Genomic DNA, 17,539 nt, shown 5'->3' with positions numbered 1-17,539 from the left:
ACAGCTGCACTGAACGAGCGTTCAATCAACGCCATAAATAAGAAGAAATGGGGGAGTATGTTTTGACAAGAACAGTAATTTTAAGTGCTGCAAGAACACCTGTTGGAAAGTTTGGGGGAGCTTTAAAGGATGTAAAGGCAACGGAGCTTGGAGGAATTGCAATTCGAGCGGCATTAGAGCGTGCGAATGTTGCAGCAAGTGATATTGAAGAGGTTGTATTTGGGACGGTTATTCAAGGAGGACAAGGTCAAATTCCATCGCGCCAGGCAGCACGAGAAGCTGGGATTCCGTGGGAGACTCGCACGGAAACAGTGAATAAAGTTTGTGCATCTGGACTTCGTGCTGTAACGTTAGCGGATCAAATTATTCGTACTGACGATCATTCATTACTTGTAGCAGGCGGCATGGAATCAATGAGTAATAGTCCATATATTTTACGCGGCGCACGCTGGGGATATCGCATGGGGCATAACGAAGTTGTCGACTTAAATGTGGCAGATGGTTTAACGTGCTCATTTACTGGCGTGCACATGGGGGTGTACGGCGGCGATGTTGCCAAAGAAGATGGTATTTCCCGCGAAATGCAAGACGAATGGGCATACAGAAGTCACATGCTTGCTATCCAAGCACAAAAGGAAGGCCGCTTTGAAGAGGAAATTGTTCCTGTATCTGTGCCACAGCGAAAAGGGGAGCCGGTAGTCGTAGCGCGTGACGAAGCGCCGCGCGAAGATACAACAGTTGAAAAATTAGCAAGGCTAAAACCTGTATTTGATAAGGATGCAACGGTTACAGCTGGAAATGCGCCAGGTTTGAATGATGGAGCAGCAGCGCTCGTATTAATGAGTGAAGAGCGTGCGAAGGAAGAAGGAAGAAAGCCGCTTGCAACAATTTTAGGGCATACAGCGATAGCGGTGGAAGCAAAGGATTTTCCAAGAACACCGGGTTATGCCATTAACGAGCTATTAAAGAAAACTGGCAAGAAAATAGAAGACATTGATTTATTTGAGATTAATGAAGCGTTTGCTGCTGTGGCAATTGCAAGTGCGAATATTGCAGGCATTGATCCAGAGAAGATTAACGTAAATGGCGGAGCTGTTGCGATGGGGCATCCAATTGGAGCGAGCGGGGCGCGCATTATTGTGACCCTTATTCATGCATTGAAGCAGCGCGGTGGCGGAATTGGGATTGCTTCTATTTGCAGTGGTGGTGGCCAAGGCGACGCAATTATGATTGAGGTTCATTAAAAGGGGGCTATAAGCATGACGGTACAAAGCATTGTTGTAATTGGTTCGGGGCAAATGGGTTCTGGCATTGCACAAGTGTGTGCGATGGCAGGTTATAACGTATATATGCAAGATTTAAAGCAAGAACAGTTAGATCGCGGCATCGCAATTATTACGAAAAATTTATCTAGGCAAGTTGAGAAGGGCCGCATGAGCGAAGACGATAAGCAGGCAACGTTACATCGTCTGACAGCAACGCTTACGCTAGACTGTGTAAAAGAAGCAGATCTTGTCATTGAAGCGGCTGTAGAAAGAATGGACATTAAAAAGAAAATTTTTGCGAACTTAGATGAATTAGCACCGGAGCATGCGATTTTAGCAACAAATACATCTTCGCTGCCAATTACTGAAATTGCAGCTGTTACGAATCGTCCAGAAAAAGTTATCGGTATGCACTTTATGAACCCGGTTCCGGTTATGAAACTAGTTGAAATTATTCGCGGCTTAGCAACAGAGGACGCAGTATATGAAACGATTGAGGATATTACAAAAAAAATCGGTAAAGTCCCAGTTGAAGTAAATGATTTCCCTGGGTTTGTGTCTAACCGTATTTTATTGCCGATGATTAACGAAGCAATTTATACGCTATATGAAGGCGTGGCAACGAAAGAAGCAATCGATGAAGTTATGAAGCTTGGCATGAATCATCCGATGGGACCGCTGACACTTGCTGATTTTATCGGTTTAGATACTTGTTTATACATTATGGAAGTACTGCATGAAGGATTAGGAGATAGCAAATATCGACCATGCCCGCTCCTACGTAAATATGTAAACGCAGGCTGGCTAGGACGGAAGACAGGACGCGGCTTTTACGTTTATGAATAAGTAATACCTCTTTCTATTTACTAGTGGTCTTACCAAGTCATTCAATCACAATGAAAAATAATTTGAGGTGGAGCAGATGAACTTTCAATTTACAGAAGAGCAGCAAATGATGCGAAAAATGGTTCGGGACTTCGCTCAGAAGGAAATAGCTCCCTTTGTTCCAATTATGGAACAAGGGGTGTTTCCTAGAGAAGTCCTAAAGAAAATGGGTGAGCTTGGACTAATGGGGATACCGATTCCAGCGAAATACAGCGGAGCGGAAATGGACTTTATTTCGTATATTTTAGCCATTCATGAAATTTCAAAAGTAAGCGCTACCGTAGGGGTGATTTTAGCCGTACATACATCTGTTGGAATGAATCCGATTTTATATTTTGGAACAGAAGAGCAAAAACAAAAATATCTTCCGAAGTTGGCAACTGGTGAATATTTAGGAGCATTTGCGTTAACGGAGCCAGGCGCCGGGTCGGATGCAGGGAGTTTAAAATCAAGAGCAGTTAGGCAAGGTGATGAGTACGTTATTAACGGTTCGAAAGTATTTATCACAAACGGCGGCGAGGCAGATACATATATTGTTTTTGCTTCGACGAATCCGGAGGCAGGTACGCGCGGAATATCGGCATTTATTGTTGAAAAAGATACACCGGGTTTAATTATTGGGAAAGATGAACACAAAATGGGGTTATTAGGTTCTCGTACAGTGCAATTAACGTTTGAAGATATGAAAGTTCCTGCTGAGAATTTGCTTGGTGAAGAAGGGCAAGGATTTAAAGTGGCGATGGCAAATTTAGATGTCGGTCGCATCGGTATCGGGGCACAGTCACTTGGTATCGCTGAAGCAGCGCTGGAGTGTGCTACTGATTATGCGAAAGAACGTCATCAATTTGGCAAGCCAATTGCTGCGCAGCAAGGACTAGGGTTTAAGATAGCGGATATGGCAACGTCTGTTGAAGCAGCTCGTTTGCTTGTATATCGTGCTGCGTCACTAAGAGCACAAGGTTTACCGTGCGGGAAGGAAGCGTCAATTGCAAAATTATTTGCTTCCAAAACAGCAGTAGAAGTGGCAATTGAAGGTGTGCAGGTGTTAGGTGGTTACGGTTATACAAAAGAGTATCCTGCAGAGCGATTCTTCCGTGATGCAAAAATATGTGAGATTTATGAAGGAACAAGTGAGATTCAGCGTTTAGTTATTAGCAGAGCACTTTAAGGGGGAAATAGAGATGCATTTTAAACTATCAGAAGAGCATGAAATGATTCGAAAAATGGTTCGTGATTTTGCGAGAAATGAAGTCGCACCAACGGCAGCAGAGCGCGATGAAGAAGAACGCTTTGACCGCACTTTATTTGATCAAATGGCGGAACTTGGCTTAACTGGTATTCCGTGGCCTGAAGAGTACGGCGGAATTGGAAGCGATTACTTAGCTTACGTAATTGCAGTAGAAGAGTTGTCGCGTGTTTGTGCATCTACAGGTGTAACATTATCGGCGCATACATCGCTTGCAGGATGGCCAATTTTTACATTCGGTACAGAGGAGCAAAAGCAGAAGTACTTACGCCCGATGGCAGAAGGAAAGAAAATTGGCGCTTACGCTTTAACGGAGCCGGGTTCTGGCTCAGATGCTGGCGGAATGAAAACAACAGCAAAGCGTGACGGCGATCATTATATTTTAAATGGTTCGAAAATTTTCATTACAAATGGTGGAATTGCAGATATTTATGTTGTATTTGCACTGACAGATACAGAATCAAAGCAGCGCGGTACAAGTGCATTTATTGTGGAAAGCAGTACGCCGGGGTTTTCTGTTGGGAAGAAAGAGAGCAAGCTTGGTATTCGTTCTTCACCGACGACGGAGATTATATTTGAGGACTGCCGCATTCCTGCTGAGAATTTACTTGGCGAGGAAGGACAAGGATTTAAAATTGCAATGCAAACGTTAGATGGCGGTCGTAATGGTATTGCCGCGCAAGCCGTTGGTATCGCACAAGGCGCACTTGATGCTGCTGCTGATTATGCGAAGGAACGTCATCAATTTGGGAAACCAATTGCCGCGCAGCAAGGAATTGGATTTAAGCTAGCGGATATGGCGACGGGAGTAGAGGCGGCGCGCTTGTTAACATATCAAGCGGCTTGGCTTGAATCAGAAGGTTTACCGTATGGAAAAGAATCAGCAATGTCTAAATTATTTGCAGGAGATACAGCGATGAAAGTGACAACAGAGGCTGTACAAGTATTTGGAGGATACGGTTATACAAAGGATTATCCAGTGGAACGCTTTATGCGCGATGCAAAGATTACGCAAATTTACGAAGGGACGCAAGAAATTCAGCGCCTTGTTATTTCACGTATGTTAACAAAGTAGAATTTATGAAGAAGCGTAGGAGCCCCCTACGCTTCTTCATGCAAAGGGGTGAAGGAGATGGCTAAGCACAATGTACAAGCATCTGTGAAAGATGAAAGACTCATTGCACTTCGGCGTGAACAAATGATTAAGGGTGCTGTGCAGCTCTTTAAACAAAAAGGATTTCCGCGCACAACAACGAGAGAAATCGCAAAGGCAGCAGGCTTTAGCATTGGTACACTCTATGAATATATTCGAACGAAAGATGATGTGCTTTATTTAGTGTGTGATAGTATTTATGAACATGTAAAAGAGCGCTTAGAACGAGTGCTTTGTAAAGGAAATGGCAATGTTGATAGTTTGAAAGCAGCGATTACAAATTATTTTAAAGTTATGGATGAATTGCAAGAAGAGGTTCTTATTATGTATCAAGAAGTTCGTTTTCTACCAAAAGAATCGCTGCCTTACGTACTAGAGAAAGAATTTCAAATGGTAGGGATGTTCGAAGATATTTTGCAGCAATGTGTTCAAAATAAAGTATTTACTTTAACAAAAAAAGAGATTCAATTGCTTGCTCATAATATTTTTATTCAAGGGCAAATGTGGGGATTTCGTCGCTGGGCGTTGCAGAAACTTTATACACTGGAAGAGTATACAGAGATGCAAATTTGCTATGTGTTAAATGGCGCTCATATGATTCAAAACGAAAAAGGAAAATAAACTTCCATCAGTGGGGGGAAGAGCCCCCCCACTGATGGAAGTTTCACTTTACAATTCCCTATTTTTTTGTGGCATATTTGGTGCAGTTTTGTTTATAATGAATAGTATGGATTTTTTTTGAACAGGCCTTTATATAATTAGGATATATTTTAAGAAAGGAAGTGCCGCACAAGTGAATTTAAAGCAATTTTCACCAGAAGAGCAAAAAGAATTGTCTATGATCGAAGTTGTACATAGCTTGTTAGAGGAAAAAAAACAAGCAACACCGTTTCATGATCTAGTTCAAGAAATTGCTCAATTACTGGAACTATCCGAAGAACAAGTTGCTGCGAAAATCGCGCAATTTTATACAGATCTAAATATCGATGGGCGTTTTATCAACCTTGGAGAAAATCGTTGGGGATTACGTGGATGGTACCCATACGAGCAAATTGATGAAGAAATTTTACCTCAACCGAAGCCTAAGAAGAAACGTAAAGCTGACGAAGATGAGTTAGATGCCTATGTCAATGAAGATGAGGACTTCGAAGAAGATGCCGACTTCGAAGAAGAAGAGGAAGAAGTAGAAGATCTTGATGAACTTCTTGCTGAGGAAGATGATGATGATCTTGATGACTTAGATGAGGAAGATGATGATTTCGTTGATGAAGATGAGTTAGAATACGACGAATCAGAAGAAGAAGAAGAGGAAGAGCTGTAGTTCTTGACTTTTCATTATCGTCCATGTAGAATCATTTTTGGGCTCTTTAAAAAAGACGATAATAACTTTTACGTGTAAATATAAAAGAAAATTGCTCCCTATTTATTACTTTTTGTGATAAAGGGAGCAATTTTCTTTTTTGTTTTTTGTTTAGAAAAATGAAAGAGTCTAACAATAAGGTAAGTGTTATCTACATACGTTGCGATTTGCAGCGGTAATTATATAACAGCAAAGTAGAAGGGAGTACATTCATGACTAAGTATATTTTTGTAACAGGCGGTGTAGTATCATCTCTAGGAAAGGGGATCACAGCAGCATCCCTTGGAAGACTATTAAAAAATCGTGGTTTAAACGTAACAATTCAAAAGTTTGATCCATACATTAACGTAGACCCAGGAACAATGAGTCCATACCAACACGGTGAGGTATTCGTAACAGATGATGGTGCAGAAACAGATTTAGACCTTGGTCACTATGAGCGTTTCATCGACATCAACCTAAATAAATATAGCAACGTAACAACAGGTAAAATTTACTCTTCTGTGCTTCAAAAAGAGCGCCGTGGTGAATATTTAGGAGGAACTGTTCAAGTTATTCCTCACATTACAAACGAAATTAAAGAACGCGTATATCGTTCGGGCCGCGAAACTAATGCGGATGTTGTTATTACAGAAATCGGAGGAACTGTTGGTGATATCGAGTCTTTACCGTTCCTAGAAGCAATTCGTCAAATTAAGAGCGATATTGGTCGTGACAATGTAATGTACATTCATTGTACGTTAATCCCTTATTTAAAAGCAGCTGGCGAAATGAAAACAAAACCAACACAGCATAGCGTTAAAGAACTTCGCAGCTTAGGTATTCAACCAAATATTATCGTTGTTCGTACAGAGCTTCCTGTTTCTCAAGATATGAAAGATAAGCTTGCATTATTCTGCGACATTGATACAAAAGCAGTAATTGAAGCACGTGATGCAGATACATTATATGCAGTTCCATTATCTCTTCAAGAGCAAAACATGGACCAAATCGTTTGCGATCATTTGAAATTAAACAATCCAGCTGCAGATATGACAGAATGGAATGCATTAGTTGAGAAAGTACGCAACCTGTCTAAGAAAACAAAAATCGCTCTTGTTGGTAAATATGTAGAGCTTCAAGATGCATACATTTCTGTTGTAGAAGCACTTCGTCATGCAGGTTATAAATTTGATACTGATGTAGAAGTAAAATGGGTAAATGCTGAGCATGTGACAGTAGAAAACGTGAAAGAATTAGTTGGCGATACAGATGGTATCCTTGTACCAGGTGGTTTCGGGGACCGCGGTGTAGAAGGTAAAATCGCTGCAATTCAATATGCTCGTGAAAACAAAGTTCCATTCTTAGGAATTTGCTTAGGAATGCAACTTGCATCAATCGAATTTGCACGTAACGTATTAGGATTGGAAGGTGCGAACTCTTCTGAAATTAATCCTGACACGCCTTACGCAATTATCGATTTATTACCAGAACAAAAAGATGTTGAAGATTTAGGCGGTACACTTCGTCTTGGTTTATACCCATGTAAGCTTACACCAGAAACAAATGCTTACAATGCATATAACGAACCGGTTGTATACGAGCGTCATCGTCATCGTTATGAGTTCAACAACCAATTCCGCCAAGATATGGAAAACGCAGGATTCCTGTTCTCTGGTACAAGCCCAGATGGCCGTTTAGTAGAAATTATCGAGTTAAAAGAACATCCTTGGTTCGTGGCAGCACAGTTCCACCCAGAACTTGTATCTCGTCCAAACCGTCCACAACCGTTGTTCCGTGACTTCGTACAAGCTTCTATTATTAATAAAGAAAGTAAGTAATAAGAAAAAGGCGTCCTACTATAGGGCGCCTTTTTCTGTTACTCATATTCATTCATAATGTCATCGATTGTAAATTTTAATCCGTGATATGCAAATAAAGCTGTCATTAAGCTTGGAAAACCATAACGAGAGCCGTCATCATCTGGAATTAATGGTTTTACAAGTTTTGTATCAATATGTGCATCGGTGAATTGTTCTAATGATAATTCGCCTTCTTGTTTAGCTGACATACCAACAATAAAAGAACCGTTTTCTTGCAATTGTTTTGCTAGTGAAATAATTTCTTCATCTGTGGAAAAACGGCTAATAAGTAGTACGCGATCGGTAGCAGTTACGTCTGCTTGTTTACCGTCTTCAAATAGACGTTTTGCATTTTGCATAGGCTCGATTCCATATAAAGCCTCGCAAATTACACCTTCCATCTCTTTCGTACCATGCAAATAAATGTGCCCATCTGAGGCTAAGGCTTGTGCAAGTAAACGAGCGCTATCTTCTATATTCATCTCTTCTTTCTGAGCAATGTTTGTGAAATAGCCACTTAGCTGAGTAGAAAAAATTTTAAACATGGTGATGCTCCTTTCTAGCGTGCTTGACGGCTTTTATTATAGCTTATTTATTCACAATGGTGCTAGCACTAGGGAATGGGAGGCGGTAAAATAAGAAAGAATAGGAAGGAATTTGATAAAAAGTAGCGAAAATAATCGAAAGAGATGCGAAAAATATAAATTATGGGTTTATTATAGAAAGGTTGGGGAGCATGGAAGGGAAAATTTTAATCGTTGATGATCAATATGGTATTCGTGTTTTATTACATGAGGTGTTTCAAAAGGAAGGTTACGAAACATTCCAAGCGGCAAATGGTTTTCAAGCCCTTGATATCGTGAAAAAAGATTGCCCAGATCTAGTTATTTTAGATATGAAAATTCCAGGAATGGACGGAATTGAAATTTTAAAACATATAAAAGAAATTAATCAAGACATTAAAGTGATTTTAATGACGGCTTATGGTGAATTAGATATGATTCAAGAAGCGAAAGAACTCGGTGCGTTAATGCACTTTGCAAAGCCGTTTGATATTGATGAAATTCGTGGTGCTGTGCGAAAAGAAATTGCTGTACAAGCATAATCGTGAATTTTTTATTAAAAAATATAGAAAAAGCGTTTTCATGGGCTGATGAGCAGGTGAATGCAGTTGAGTTTTTGAGTACAAGTTGGTATCCTATGGAGTGTAGAAGAAAGTCCGGTATGTGATTATACATATTTTTCCTCGTTGTGGTGATACTACCACCGATAAGAACTTATCGGATACAAAAAACGTTTTTAGGAGGATTTACCATGCCTTTAGTTTCTATGAAAGAAATGCTAAACAAAGCGCTAGAAGGAAAATACGCAGTTGGTCAATTCAACATGAACAACTTAGAGTGGACACAAGCTATCTTAGCTGCTGCGGAAGAAGAAAAATCTCCTGTAATTTTAGGTGTATCTGAAGGTGCAGCTCGTCATATGACTGGTTTCAAAACAGTTGTAGCTATGGTTAAAGCTTTAATCGAAGAAATGAACATCACTGTTCCTGTTGCGATTCATCTTGACCATGGTTCAAGCTTCGAAAAATGTAAAGAAGCAATTGATGCAGGTTTCACATCTGTAATGATTGATGCTTCTCACCACCCATTTGAAGAAAATATCGAAACTACTAAAAAAGTAGTAGAATATGCACATGCTCGTAACGTATCTGTAGAAGCTGAGCTTGGTACAGTTGGTGGACAAGAAGATGACGTAGTAGCTGAAGGTGTTATCTACGCTAACCCAGAAGAATGTAAAGAACTAGTAGCTGCAACAGGTATCGACTGCCTAGCTCCAGCATTAGGTTCTGTACATGGCCCTTACAAAGGTGAGCCTAACTTAGGATTCAAAGAAATGGAAGAAGTTCGTGACTTAACTGGTGTACCTTTAGTACTTCACGGTGGTACTGGTATCCCAACAGCTGACATTAAAAAATCTATCTCTTTAGGTACTTCTAAAATCAACGTAAACACTGAAAACCAAATCGAGTTTACAAAAGCGGTTCGTGAAGTATTAAATAAAGACCAAGAAGTTTACGATCCTCGTAAATTTATCGGACCTGGTCGTGAAGCAATTAAAGCGACTGTAATCGGTAAAATCCGTGAGTTTGGTTCTAACGGTCAAGCATAATTCTAAGAATGACTTTAGAAACCGTCTAGCCTTTTAGACGGTTTCGTTTCGTTGTATAATGAAAGCGCGAACATTTTATGGAATAGACAAATTTCTACTTGTTAGGGCATTTAAAGAGAAATATTTTTGTAATTGTGTAAAAATAAAGGGAACAAATAGCATGGACATACTCGTAAGTGTAAGAATGTATCCGAATTAGTAAATTTACCGGTTTAAGTAGGGAGTAGATCGGGAAATGAATTCACATGAAGGGGGCTTAAGATGGATAAGTTGCTGATTGAAGGCGGTGTGCCCTTACATGGTTCGATTCGTGTGAGCGGTGCGAAAAATAGTGCTGTTGCGCTTATTCCTGCGACCATTTTAGCAGAAACACCAGTTACAATTGGTGGTGTACCTAATATTTCTGATGTGAAAATCCTCGGTGATTTGTTAGAGGAAATTGGTGGATCTGTCACGTATCATCAAGATGAGGAAATGACAATTGATCCTTCTAAGATGGTAGCAATGCCTCTTCCGAATGGAAAGGTAAAAAAGTTGCGTGCTTCTTATTATTTAATGGGAGCAATGCTCGGTCGTTTCAAACAAGCGGTAATTGGGCTTCCTGGTGGATGTCATTTAGGGCCTAGGCCAATTGACCAACATATTAAGGGGTTTGAAGCGCTTGGAGCACATGTCACGAATGAGCAAGGTGCAATATATTTACGTGCAGATGAACTGCGGGGTGCGCGTATTTATTTAGATGTTGTCAGTGTAGGTGCGACAATTAACATTATGCTTGCTGCCGTGCGTGCAAAAGGTAGAACAATCATTGAAAATGCAGCGAAAGAACCAGAAATTATTGATGTAGCCACACTGCTTACAAGTATGGGAGCTCGTATTAAAGGGGCAGGAACAGACGTGATTCGTATTGATGGTGTGGAATCGCTTCACGGTTGTTATCATTCTATTATTCCAGATCGTATTGAAGCTGGAACATATATGATTTTGGGTGCGGCTTCTGGCGGTGAAGTTGTAGTTGATAATGTGATTCCGCAGCATTTAGAATCTATAACGGCTAAGCTTCGAGAAATGGGTGTAAGAGTAGAAACGCACGATGATCAAATTTTGGTAGACGGGGATCGCCAATTAAAAATGGTAGATGTAAAAACGCTCGTATATCCAGGGTTTCCAACTGACTTACAGCAACCGTTTACCACGTTATTAACGAAGGCTAGTGGAACGGCAGTTGTAACAGATACCATTTACGGAGCGCGATTTAAACATATAGATGAGTTAAGAAGAATGAATGCGCAAATTAAAGTAGAAGGCCGTTCTGCTATTGTGACAGGCCCTGTTTCACTGCAAGGAGCTAAAGTGAAAGCGAGTGACTTACGTGCCGGAGCTGCTCTTGTCATTGCAGGTTTAATGGCAGAAGGAATTACTGAGGTTACGGGGCTCGAGCATATTGATCGCGGCTATGAAAATTTAGAGGACAAGCTTCGAGGTCTTGGAGCCAAAATTTGGCGTGAAAAAATGACAGAGCAAGAGATTGAACAGATAAAAAATGCCTAAAGAGCTTTGCGGTTGTCAAAGGGCATAAGGTAAATGGGATTGAATATGAATTGTGGGAGAAATATTAAGGTTTAAAGGAGAGGGATTAGATTGGAAAGAAGTTTATCCATGGAATTAGTACGTGTAACGGAGGCTGCAGCGTTATCATCAGCGCGCTGGATGGGACTCGGTAAGAAGGATGAAGCAGATGGAGCAGCAACTTCAGCGATGCGCGATGTGTTTGACACAGTACCGATGAAAGGAACTGTAGTAATTGGTGAAGGGGAAATGGATGAAGCACCAATGCTGTATATCGGTGAAAAATTAGGGACTGGATATGGTCCGCGCGTTGACGTAGCGGTTGATCCATTAGAAGGAACAAATATCGTTGCAGCAGGAGGATGGAATGCATTAGCAGTCATTGCCGTAGCAGACCATGGAAACTTGCTACATGCACCTGACATGTATATGGATAAAATTGCGGTTGGCCCAGAAGCAGTTGGCGCTGTTGATATTAATGCACCGGTTATTGATAACTTACGTGCTGTTGCGAGAGCAAAAAATAAAGATATTGAAGATGTTGTAGCAACTATTTTAAATAGACCGCGTCATCAAGCAATCATTGAGGAAATCCGTAAAGCGGGAGCGCGTATTAAATTAATTAACGATGGTGATGTAGCTGGTGCTATTAACACAGCGTTTGATCGCACAGGTGTTGATATTTTATTCGGATCTGGCGGTGCGCCGGAGGGAGTTCTAGCTGCTGTAGCATTAAAATGTTTAGGTGGAGAAATTCAAGGGAAGCTTCTTCCACAAAGCGAAGCAGAATTAGAACGTTGTAAAAAAATGGGTATCGATGATATTAATCGTATTCTTCGTATGGAAGACTTAGTAAAAGGTGACGATGCAATCTTTGCAGCAACAGGTGTTACGGACGGTGAATTATTGCGCGGTGTTCAATTTAAAGGAAGTACTGGTACAACACACTCTCTTGTTATGCGCGCGAAATCGGGAACAGTTCGCTTTGTTGATGGGCGTCACAGTTTAAATAAAAAACCAAATTTAGTTATGAAGTAAAACTTCCAGTAGTGGGAATTTTTCTTCATTCCCGCTACTGGAAATTATAGCTAATGAGGATTTAGCTGTTTGCATAGATAAAATAAGACGTGTAAAAGTGATGGATAGGGCGAAGACAAATTTTATTGTCTTCGCTTCTTGTATTTGTCTCGCAATGTATTGATTAAAATGAGGTAAAAGGGTTACAATAGGGAATATTACTCTACTTGTATTTATTGCCTTTCATTAATATGTATTAGCCTTCCGTAATTTCCCTTACCCAATGAAAAAAGAGAATAATATTAAAGTGTGGTGTCCGAATGAATTTAACAATTTCAGCATTAGAGAACATGAAGTTAAAAGAATTATATGAACTTGCAAAAGAATTTAAGATTTCTTATTACAGCAAATTAACGAAGAAAGAATTAATTTTTGCAATTTTAAAAGCGCGAGCAGAAAAAGAAGGTTTCTTTTTCATGGAAGGTGTACTGGAAATTATTCAATCAGAAGGATTTGGATTCCTACGTCCAATCAACTACTCTCCGAGTTCTGAAGATATTTATATTTCAGCTTCGCAAATTCGTCGTTTTGATTTGCGTAATGGAGATAAGGTTTCTGGTAAGGTACGACCTCCAAAAGAGAATGAACGATATTTCGGGTTGTTGCAAGTTGAGGCGGTTAATGGAGATGATCCAGAATCAGCAAAAGAACGTGTGCATTTTCCAGCGTTAACACCGTTATATCCAAATCGTCAAATGAAATTGGAAACGGAAACGAAGAAATTATCAACACGTATCATGGATTTAATTGCACCAGTTGGATTTGGACAACGTGGTCTTATCGTTGCACCGCCAAAGGCTGGTAAAACGATACTGTTAAAAGAAATTGCACACAGCGTTACAACAAATCATCCAGAAGCAGAACTGATTGTACTTTTAATTGACGAACGTCCAGAGGAAGTAACGGATATCGAACGTTCTGTAAAAGGCGATGTTGTAAGTTCTACTTTTGATGAAGTACCAGAAAATCATATTAAAGTAGCTGAACTTGTACTAGAGCGTGCGATGCGTCTTGTTGAACATAAAAAAGACGTTATCATTTTAATGGATAGTATTACCCGTTTAGCACGTGCTTACAACCTTGTGATTCCGCCAAGCGGACGTACGTTATCTGGTGGTATTGACCCAGCGGCATTCCACAGACCAAAGCGTTTTTTCGGAGCGGCTCGTAATATTGAAGAGGGCGGTAGTTTGACAATTTTAGCAACGGCTCTTGTCGATACAGGGTCTCGTATGGATGATGTCATTTATGAAGAGTTTAAAGGAACGGGAAATATGGAGCTTCACTTAGATCGTTCTTTAGCAGAACGTCGTATTTTCCCAGCTATTGATATTCGTCGTTCTGGTACACGTAAAGAAGATTTATTGATTCCAAAAGAACATTTAGATAAGTTATGGGGTATTCGTAAAACAATGAGAGATACGCCAGACTTCATAGAAAGCTTCTTGCGTAAGTTGCGTCAGACAAAGACAAATGAAGAATTCTTGCAAAATATCCCTGCAGATTCAAAGAGATATGTCACAATGAAGTAATGCTAAAAACAGGTAGTTGCAAAATGCAGATAGCCTTGTTATAATTTCATCATGTGCGTTTCATCACTATAGTTGTGATTGCAGCTAACGATGAAAAAACTCTGTTTCGAAAATGATTCAGGGCGGAAGGAGATGAAAAGAATGAAAGCAGGAATCCATCCAGATTACAAGAAAGTTGTATTTATGGATACAAACACAGGCTTCAAATTCTTAAGCGGATCTACAAAAGGTTCTAACGAAACTATCGAGTGGGAAGATGGTAACACTTATCCATTACTAAAAGTTGAGATCAGTTCTGATTCTCACCCATTCTACACAGGACGTCAGAAGTTTGCTACTGCAGACGGACGTGTTGACCGCTTCAATAAGAAATACGGCCTTAAGTAATAACAAACATAAAGCAGGCAAGTGTATATATCCGCTTGTCTGTTTTTTTTGCAAAAATATAAAGCTTTACCTACTTAGAGTAGGAATAAGTATATAAATCCAAAGTGAAAAACGACATAAAACCATCTTTTTTAGGTGGGCGAGAGCATCTGACCATGCATAGAAGCGGTCAGAGACTTTTACTGCCATATGCGAAGTTCAAACAAAAGGAGAAAGAAAGTAGCAGGCTCCTTTTTTCCTGCATAGCAGCAATCTATATGTCGAAAAATCAAAATGGGCTCATATAGGTGAAAGGAGGAGCTTTTATGTACGTAATAAATCAACACGGTTGGCTTGAAGTGATTTGTGGAAGCATGTTCTCAGGGAAATCAGAAGAGCTCATCCGCCGTGTGCGCCGTACGCAATTTGCAAAGCAGAACGCGATTGTATTTAAACCGTGTATTGATAATCGTTATAGTGAAGAAGATGTTGTGTCGCATAATGGATTGAAAGTAAGAGCGGTTCCTGTTGCTGCTTCAAAAGAGATGTTTGAACACGTAACAGAAGATATTGATGTTATAGCAATTGATGAAGTACAATTTTTTGATGGGGACATTGTGGAAGTGGTGCAAGAATTGGCAAACCGTGGCTATCGTGTAATTGTTGCCGGTTTAGACCAAGATTTCCGCGGTCTACCATTTGGACAAGTTCCTCAGCTTATGGCAATTGCGGAGCATGTAACAAAACTGCAAGCAGTATGTGCTGAATGCGGATCTCCTGCAAGTCGTACGCAACGTTTAATCGATGGGGAACCAGCTTCTTTTGATGATCCCATTATTTTAGTTGGCGCATCTGAGTCATATGAGCCACGTTGTCGTCATTGCCATGCTGTACCAACTAAACAGAGATAAAAACTCGCTACATAAGGCGGGTTTTTTTAGAAAGTGCGGGCAGGTTAGATGTGGCTCTGTTTTTAGGAGATATCTAATTCCGCCTCCACTTTTAAATATAATTTGCGTTTTTTTTGTTATGTACCATATACTATTTGTATTAGATTAGAGACTAGGATGTTGAGGTGAATGTTGTGTTAGATCGTTTGCAAGCTGTAGAGGACCGTTATGAAAAGTTAAACGAGCTTTTAAGTGATCCAGAGATTATAAGTGATTCGAACAAACTTCGTGAGTATTCAAAAGAACAATCTGATATACAAGAGACGGTAGAGGTGTACCGTGAGTATAAAGATACTCGTGAACAATTAAGAGATGCAAAAGCGATGTTAGAAGAGAAGTTAGATGCTGACATGCGTGAAATGGTAAAAGAAGAAGTGTCTGAGCTAGAGGGGCAAGAGAAGGAATTATCAGAGCGTCTGAAAATTTTACTTGTTCCAAAGGACCCGAATGATGATAAGAACGTTATCGTAGAGGTTCGTGGTGCTGCTGGTGGTGATGAAGCGGCATTATTTGCTGGTGATTTATACCGTATGTATAGCCGTTATGCTGAGGTGCAAGGTTGGAAAACTGAAATTATCGAAGCGAGCTATACAGAACTAGGTGGATATAAAGAGATTATCTTTATGATCAACGGTAAAGGTGCTTTTGCAAAGTTGAAATTTGAAAATGGTGCACACCGTGTACAGCGTGTTCCGGAAACAGAATCTGGAGGACGTATCCATACTTCTACAGCAACTGTAGCTGTATTACCAGAAGCAGAAGAAGTAGAAATCGATATTCATGAAAAAGATGTTCGTGTGGATACGTTTGCTTCTAGTGGTCCTGGTGGACAAAGTGTTAATACAACGATGTCAGCGGTACGTTTAACGCATTTACCGACTGGCGTAGTTGTTTCTTGTCAGGATGAAAAGTCACAAATTAAGAATAAAGAAAAAGCAATGAAAGTATTACGTGCACGTGTTTATGATAAGTTTAGACAAGAAGCGCAAGCTGAGTACGATCAAAACCGTAAACAAGCTGTTGGTACGGGAGACCGTTCTGAGCGTATTCGTACGTACAACTTCCCGCAAAATCGTGTTACAGACCATCGAATCGGTTTAACGATTCAGAAGCTGGATCAAATCTTACAAGGTAAGTTAGATGATTTCATCAATGCCTTAGTGATGGAAGATCAGGCGCAAAAGATGGAGGCAGCTGAGTAATGCGCCTATATGAAGCCCTGAAATGGGCTTCTTCTTTTTTACGTGAACATGGACGTGATGAAAACGCGGGAGAAATCGTCCTTTGTCATGTACTGCATACAAATCGAACAGGTTTAATGATGAACATGCGTGAAGAATTAACGGAAGAACAAGAGCAAACTTTTACAAACTTTATTCATAAGCATGTAGAGGGTATTCCTGTTCAGTATTTAATTGGCTATGAAATGTTTTATGGGCGCCCATTTTTCGTAAATGAAGAAGTGCTCATTCCAAGGCCAGAAACAGAGGAACTGGTGCTAGGGGTGTTAACACGTATTCGTCGTAAATTTGGAGATAAAGATGTTCACGTGGCAGACATTGGTACTGGGAGCGGAGCAATTTCAATTACTCTGGCTTTAGAAAATCCGCATTTACATGTATACACAGTTGATATTGCTCCAGAATCAATTGAAGTGGCGCAGAAAAATGCGGCAGAACTTGAGGCGAATGTAACGTTCTATCACGGTGATTTATTGTCGCCATTTCTGGAAACAAAGCAAAAGCTAGATGTTGTTGTGTCGAATCCGCCTTATATTCCAGAAGAGGATTGGAGAGGTCTTTCTTCTGTAGTGAAAGAGCATGAGCCAAAGCGTGCACTTGTTGGCGGTGAAGATGGGCTTGATTTCTATAGACGCTTTATGGAGGAATTGCCAAAGGTGCTGCAAGAGGAAGCGATTGTTGCGTTTGAAGTGGGTGTAGGACAAGGTGAAGATGTGCGTGTCTTGCTGCAAGAAACATTCCCTCATGCGCATGTAGAGGTTGTATTTGATATTAACGGGAAAGATCGCATGGTCTTTGCGGAAATGTGATTTTAACAGGGAGCTGACCTGGGAACGGATTTTTGTCAGCTCTCTTTTGTGCATTTAGCATGTCGAACCGCCG

Annotated in this window: 16 protein-coding genes and 1 pseudogene; 16 read left to right on the top strand and 1 reads right to left on the bottom strand. The window is 40.4% G+C overall.

Going from position 1 to position 17,539, the window contains the following annotated elements:
- Positions 1–68: 68 nt before the first annotated feature.
- The 7 genes and pseudogenes from PLX19_RS16935 to pyrG all read left to right on the top strand — a co-directional run.
- Positions 69–1,244: pseudogene (locus PLX19_RS16935) on the top strand (acetyl-CoA C-acetyltransferase); the annotation flags it as partial.
- 15 nt (positions 1,245–1,259) lie between these two features.
- Complete coding sequence (locus tag PLX19_RS16930) at positions 1,260–2,111, top strand: 3-hydroxybutyryl-CoA dehydrogenase (RefSeq protein ID WP_272189902.1); 852 nt, start codon at positions 1,260–1,262, stop codon at positions 2,109–2,111.
- 76 nt (positions 2,112–2,187) lie between these two features.
- Entirely contained in the window at positions 2,188–3,318 is a 1,131-nt protein-coding gene (locus tag PLX19_RS16925) for an acyl-CoA dehydrogenase (protein ID WP_272189900.1), read from the top strand.
- Positions 3,319–3,331: 13 nt separating this feature from the next.
- Positions 3,332–4,471 carry an acyl-CoA dehydrogenase gene (locus tag PLX19_RS16920; RefSeq protein ID WP_272189899.1) on the top strand — a complete coding sequence of 380 codons (1,140 nt, stop codon included), beginning with the start codon at positions 3,332–3,334 and terminating at the stop codon, positions 4,469–4,471.
- A 57-nt stretch (positions 4,472–4,528) separates the two neighbouring features.
- On the top strand, positions 4,529–5,170 hold the full coding sequence (locus PLX19_RS16915) for a TetR/AcrR family transcriptional regulator (RefSeq protein WP_272189898.1): 642 nt from the start codon (positions 4,529–4,531) through the stop codon (positions 5,168–5,170).
- 172 nt (positions 5,171–5,342) lie between these two features.
- Positions 5,343–5,870: a DNA-directed RNA polymerase subunit delta gene (gene rpoE / locus PLX19_RS16910; protein ID WP_272189897.1), complete on the top strand. Its 528-nt coding sequence runs from the start codon at positions 5,343–5,345 to the stop codon at positions 5,868–5,870.
- Between the two features lie 251 nt (positions 5,871–6,121).
- Positions 6,122–7,729, top strand: a complete 1,608-nt coding sequence (gene pyrG / locus PLX19_RS16905; RefSeq protein WP_272189896.1) for a CTP synthase — start codon at positions 6,122–6,124, stop codon at positions 7,727–7,729.
- Between the two features lie 38 nt (positions 7,730–7,767).
- Here the strand turns inward: pyrG and PLX19_RS16900 are convergent, their stop codons facing one another.
- Positions 7,768–8,295, bottom strand: coding sequence for a DUF2529 domain-containing protein (locus PLX19_RS16900; protein ID WP_272189895.1), 528 nt, complete (start codon positions 8,293–8,295; stop codon positions 7,768–7,770).
- Positions 8,296–8,486: 191 nt separating this feature from the next.
- Here PLX19_RS16900 and PLX19_RS16895 point away from each other — a divergent pair, with 191 nt between their 5' ends.
- The 9 genes from PLX19_RS16895 to prmC all read left to right on the top strand — a co-directional run bounded on the left by PLX19_RS16895 (position 8,487) and on the right by prmC (position 17,466).
- Positions 8,487–8,855, top strand: coding sequence for a response regulator (locus tag PLX19_RS16895; protein ID WP_272189894.1), 369 nt, complete (start codon positions 8,487–8,489; stop codon positions 8,853–8,855).
- 209 nt (positions 8,856–9,064) lie between these two features.
- Positions 9,065–9,922, top strand: a complete 858-nt coding sequence (locus PLX19_RS16890) for a class II fructose-bisphosphate aldolase (protein WP_098310043.1) — start codon at positions 9,065–9,067, stop codon at positions 9,920–9,922.
- A 261-nt stretch (positions 9,923–10,183) separates the two neighbouring features.
- Positions 10,184–11,473, top strand: coding sequence for a UDP-N-acetylglucosamine 1-carboxyvinyltransferase (locus PLX19_RS16885; RefSeq protein WP_272189893.1), 1,290 nt, complete (start codon positions 10,184–10,186; stop codon positions 11,471–11,473).
- A gap of 90 nt (positions 11,474–11,563) precedes the next feature.
- The gene (glpX, locus tag PLX19_RS16880; RefSeq protein ID WP_272189892.1) at positions 11,564–12,529 is read left to right on the top strand and encodes a class II fructose-bisphosphatase; all 966 of its coding nucleotides are present in this window, start codon (positions 11,564–11,566) and stop codon (positions 12,527–12,529) included.
- A 299-nt stretch (positions 12,530–12,828) separates the two neighbouring features.
- The gene (gene rho, locus PLX19_RS16875) at positions 12,829–14,100 is read left to right on the top strand and encodes a transcription termination factor Rho (RefSeq protein ID WP_020059786.1); all 1,272 of its coding nucleotides are present in this window, start codon (positions 12,829–12,831) and stop codon (positions 14,098–14,100) included.
- Positions 14,101–14,241: 141 nt separating this feature from the next.
- The gene (locus PLX19_RS16870) at positions 14,242–14,487 is read left to right on the top strand and encodes a type B 50S ribosomal protein L31 (RefSeq protein ID WP_034635411.1); all 246 of its coding nucleotides are present in this window, start codon (positions 14,242–14,244) and stop codon (positions 14,485–14,487) included.
- Positions 14,488–14,792: 305 nt separating this feature from the next.
- Positions 14,793–15,377, top strand: a complete 585-nt coding sequence (locus PLX19_RS16865) for a thymidine kinase (RefSeq protein WP_272189891.1) — start codon at positions 14,793–14,795, stop codon at positions 15,375–15,377.
- A 173-nt stretch (positions 15,378–15,550) separates the two neighbouring features.
- Positions 15,551–16,618 (top strand): peptide chain release factor 1, encoded by a 1,068-nt coding sequence (prfA, locus tag PLX19_RS16860; RefSeq protein WP_272189929.1) that lies wholly within the window; start codon positions 15,551–15,553, stop codon positions 16,616–16,618.
- A complete protein-coding gene (gene prmC, locus PLX19_RS16855) occupies positions 16,618–17,466 on the top strand; it encodes a peptide chain release factor N(5)-glutamine methyltransferase (RefSeq protein WP_272189890.1) in 849 nt (282 codons plus the stop codon). The genes prfA and prmC overlap by 1 nt, the downstream gene beginning before the upstream one ends.
- Positions 17,467–17,539: the final 73 nt, after the last annotated feature.

Origin of the sequence: Bacillus sp. BP-3, from assembly GCF_028401955.1 — a bacterium.
In the GTDB taxonomy this organism is placed as follows: Bacteria; Bacillota; Bacilli; order Bacillales; family Bacillaceae_G; genus Bacillus_A.
This window is presented reverse-complemented; position numbering and strand designations above follow the sequence as displayed.

Excerpts from the sequence above, each read along its gene's own strand:
- PLX19_RS16930 (WP_272189902.1), top strand. The coding sequence starts at position 1,260 with ATGACGGTACAAAGCATTGTTGTAATTGGTTCGGGGCAAATGGGTTCT.
- PLX19_RS16925 (WP_272189900.1), top strand. The coding sequence starts at position 2,188 with ATGAACTTTCAATTTACAGAAGAGCAGCAAATGATGCGAAAAATGGTT.
- PLX19_RS16920 (WP_272189899.1), top strand. The coding sequence starts at position 3,332 with ATGCATTTTAAACTATCAGAAGAGCATGAAATGATTCGAAAAATGGTT.
- PLX19_RS16915 (WP_272189898.1), top strand. The coding sequence starts at position 4,529 with ATGGCTAAGCACAATGTACAAGCATCTGTGAAAGATGAAAGACTCATT.
- pyrG (WP_272189896.1), top strand. The coding sequence starts at position 6,122 with ATGACTAAGTATATTTTTGTAACAGGCGGTGTAGTATCATCTCTAGGA.
- PLX19_RS16900 (WP_272189895.1), bottom strand. The coding sequence starts at position 8,295 with ATGTTTAAAATTTTTTCTACTCAGCTAAGTGGCTATTTCACAAACATT.
- PLX19_RS16895 (WP_272189894.1), top strand. The coding sequence starts at position 8,487 with ATGGAAGGGAAAATTTTAATCGTTGATGATCAATATGGTATTCGTGTT.
- PLX19_RS16890 (WP_098310043.1), top strand. The coding sequence starts at position 9,065 with ATGCCTTTAGTTTCTATGAAAGAAATGCTAAACAAAGCGCTAGAAGGA.
- PLX19_RS16885 (WP_272189893.1), top strand. The coding sequence starts at position 10,184 with ATGGATAAGTTGCTGATTGAAGGCGGTGTGCCCTTACATGGTTCGATT.
- rho (WP_020059786.1), top strand. The coding sequence starts at position 12,829 with ATGAATTTAACAATTTCAGCATTAGAGAACATGAAGTTAAAAGAATTA.
- PLX19_RS16870 (WP_034635411.1), top strand. The coding sequence starts at position 14,242 with ATGAAAGCAGGAATCCATCCAGATTACAAGAAAGTTGTATTTATGGAT.
- PLX19_RS16865 (WP_272189891.1), top strand. The coding sequence starts at position 14,793 with ATGTACGTAATAAATCAACACGGTTGGCTTGAAGTGATTTGTGGAAGC.
- prmC (WP_272189890.1), top strand. The coding sequence starts at position 16,618 with ATGCGCCTATATGAAGCCCTGAAATGGGCTTCTTCTTTTTTACGTGAA.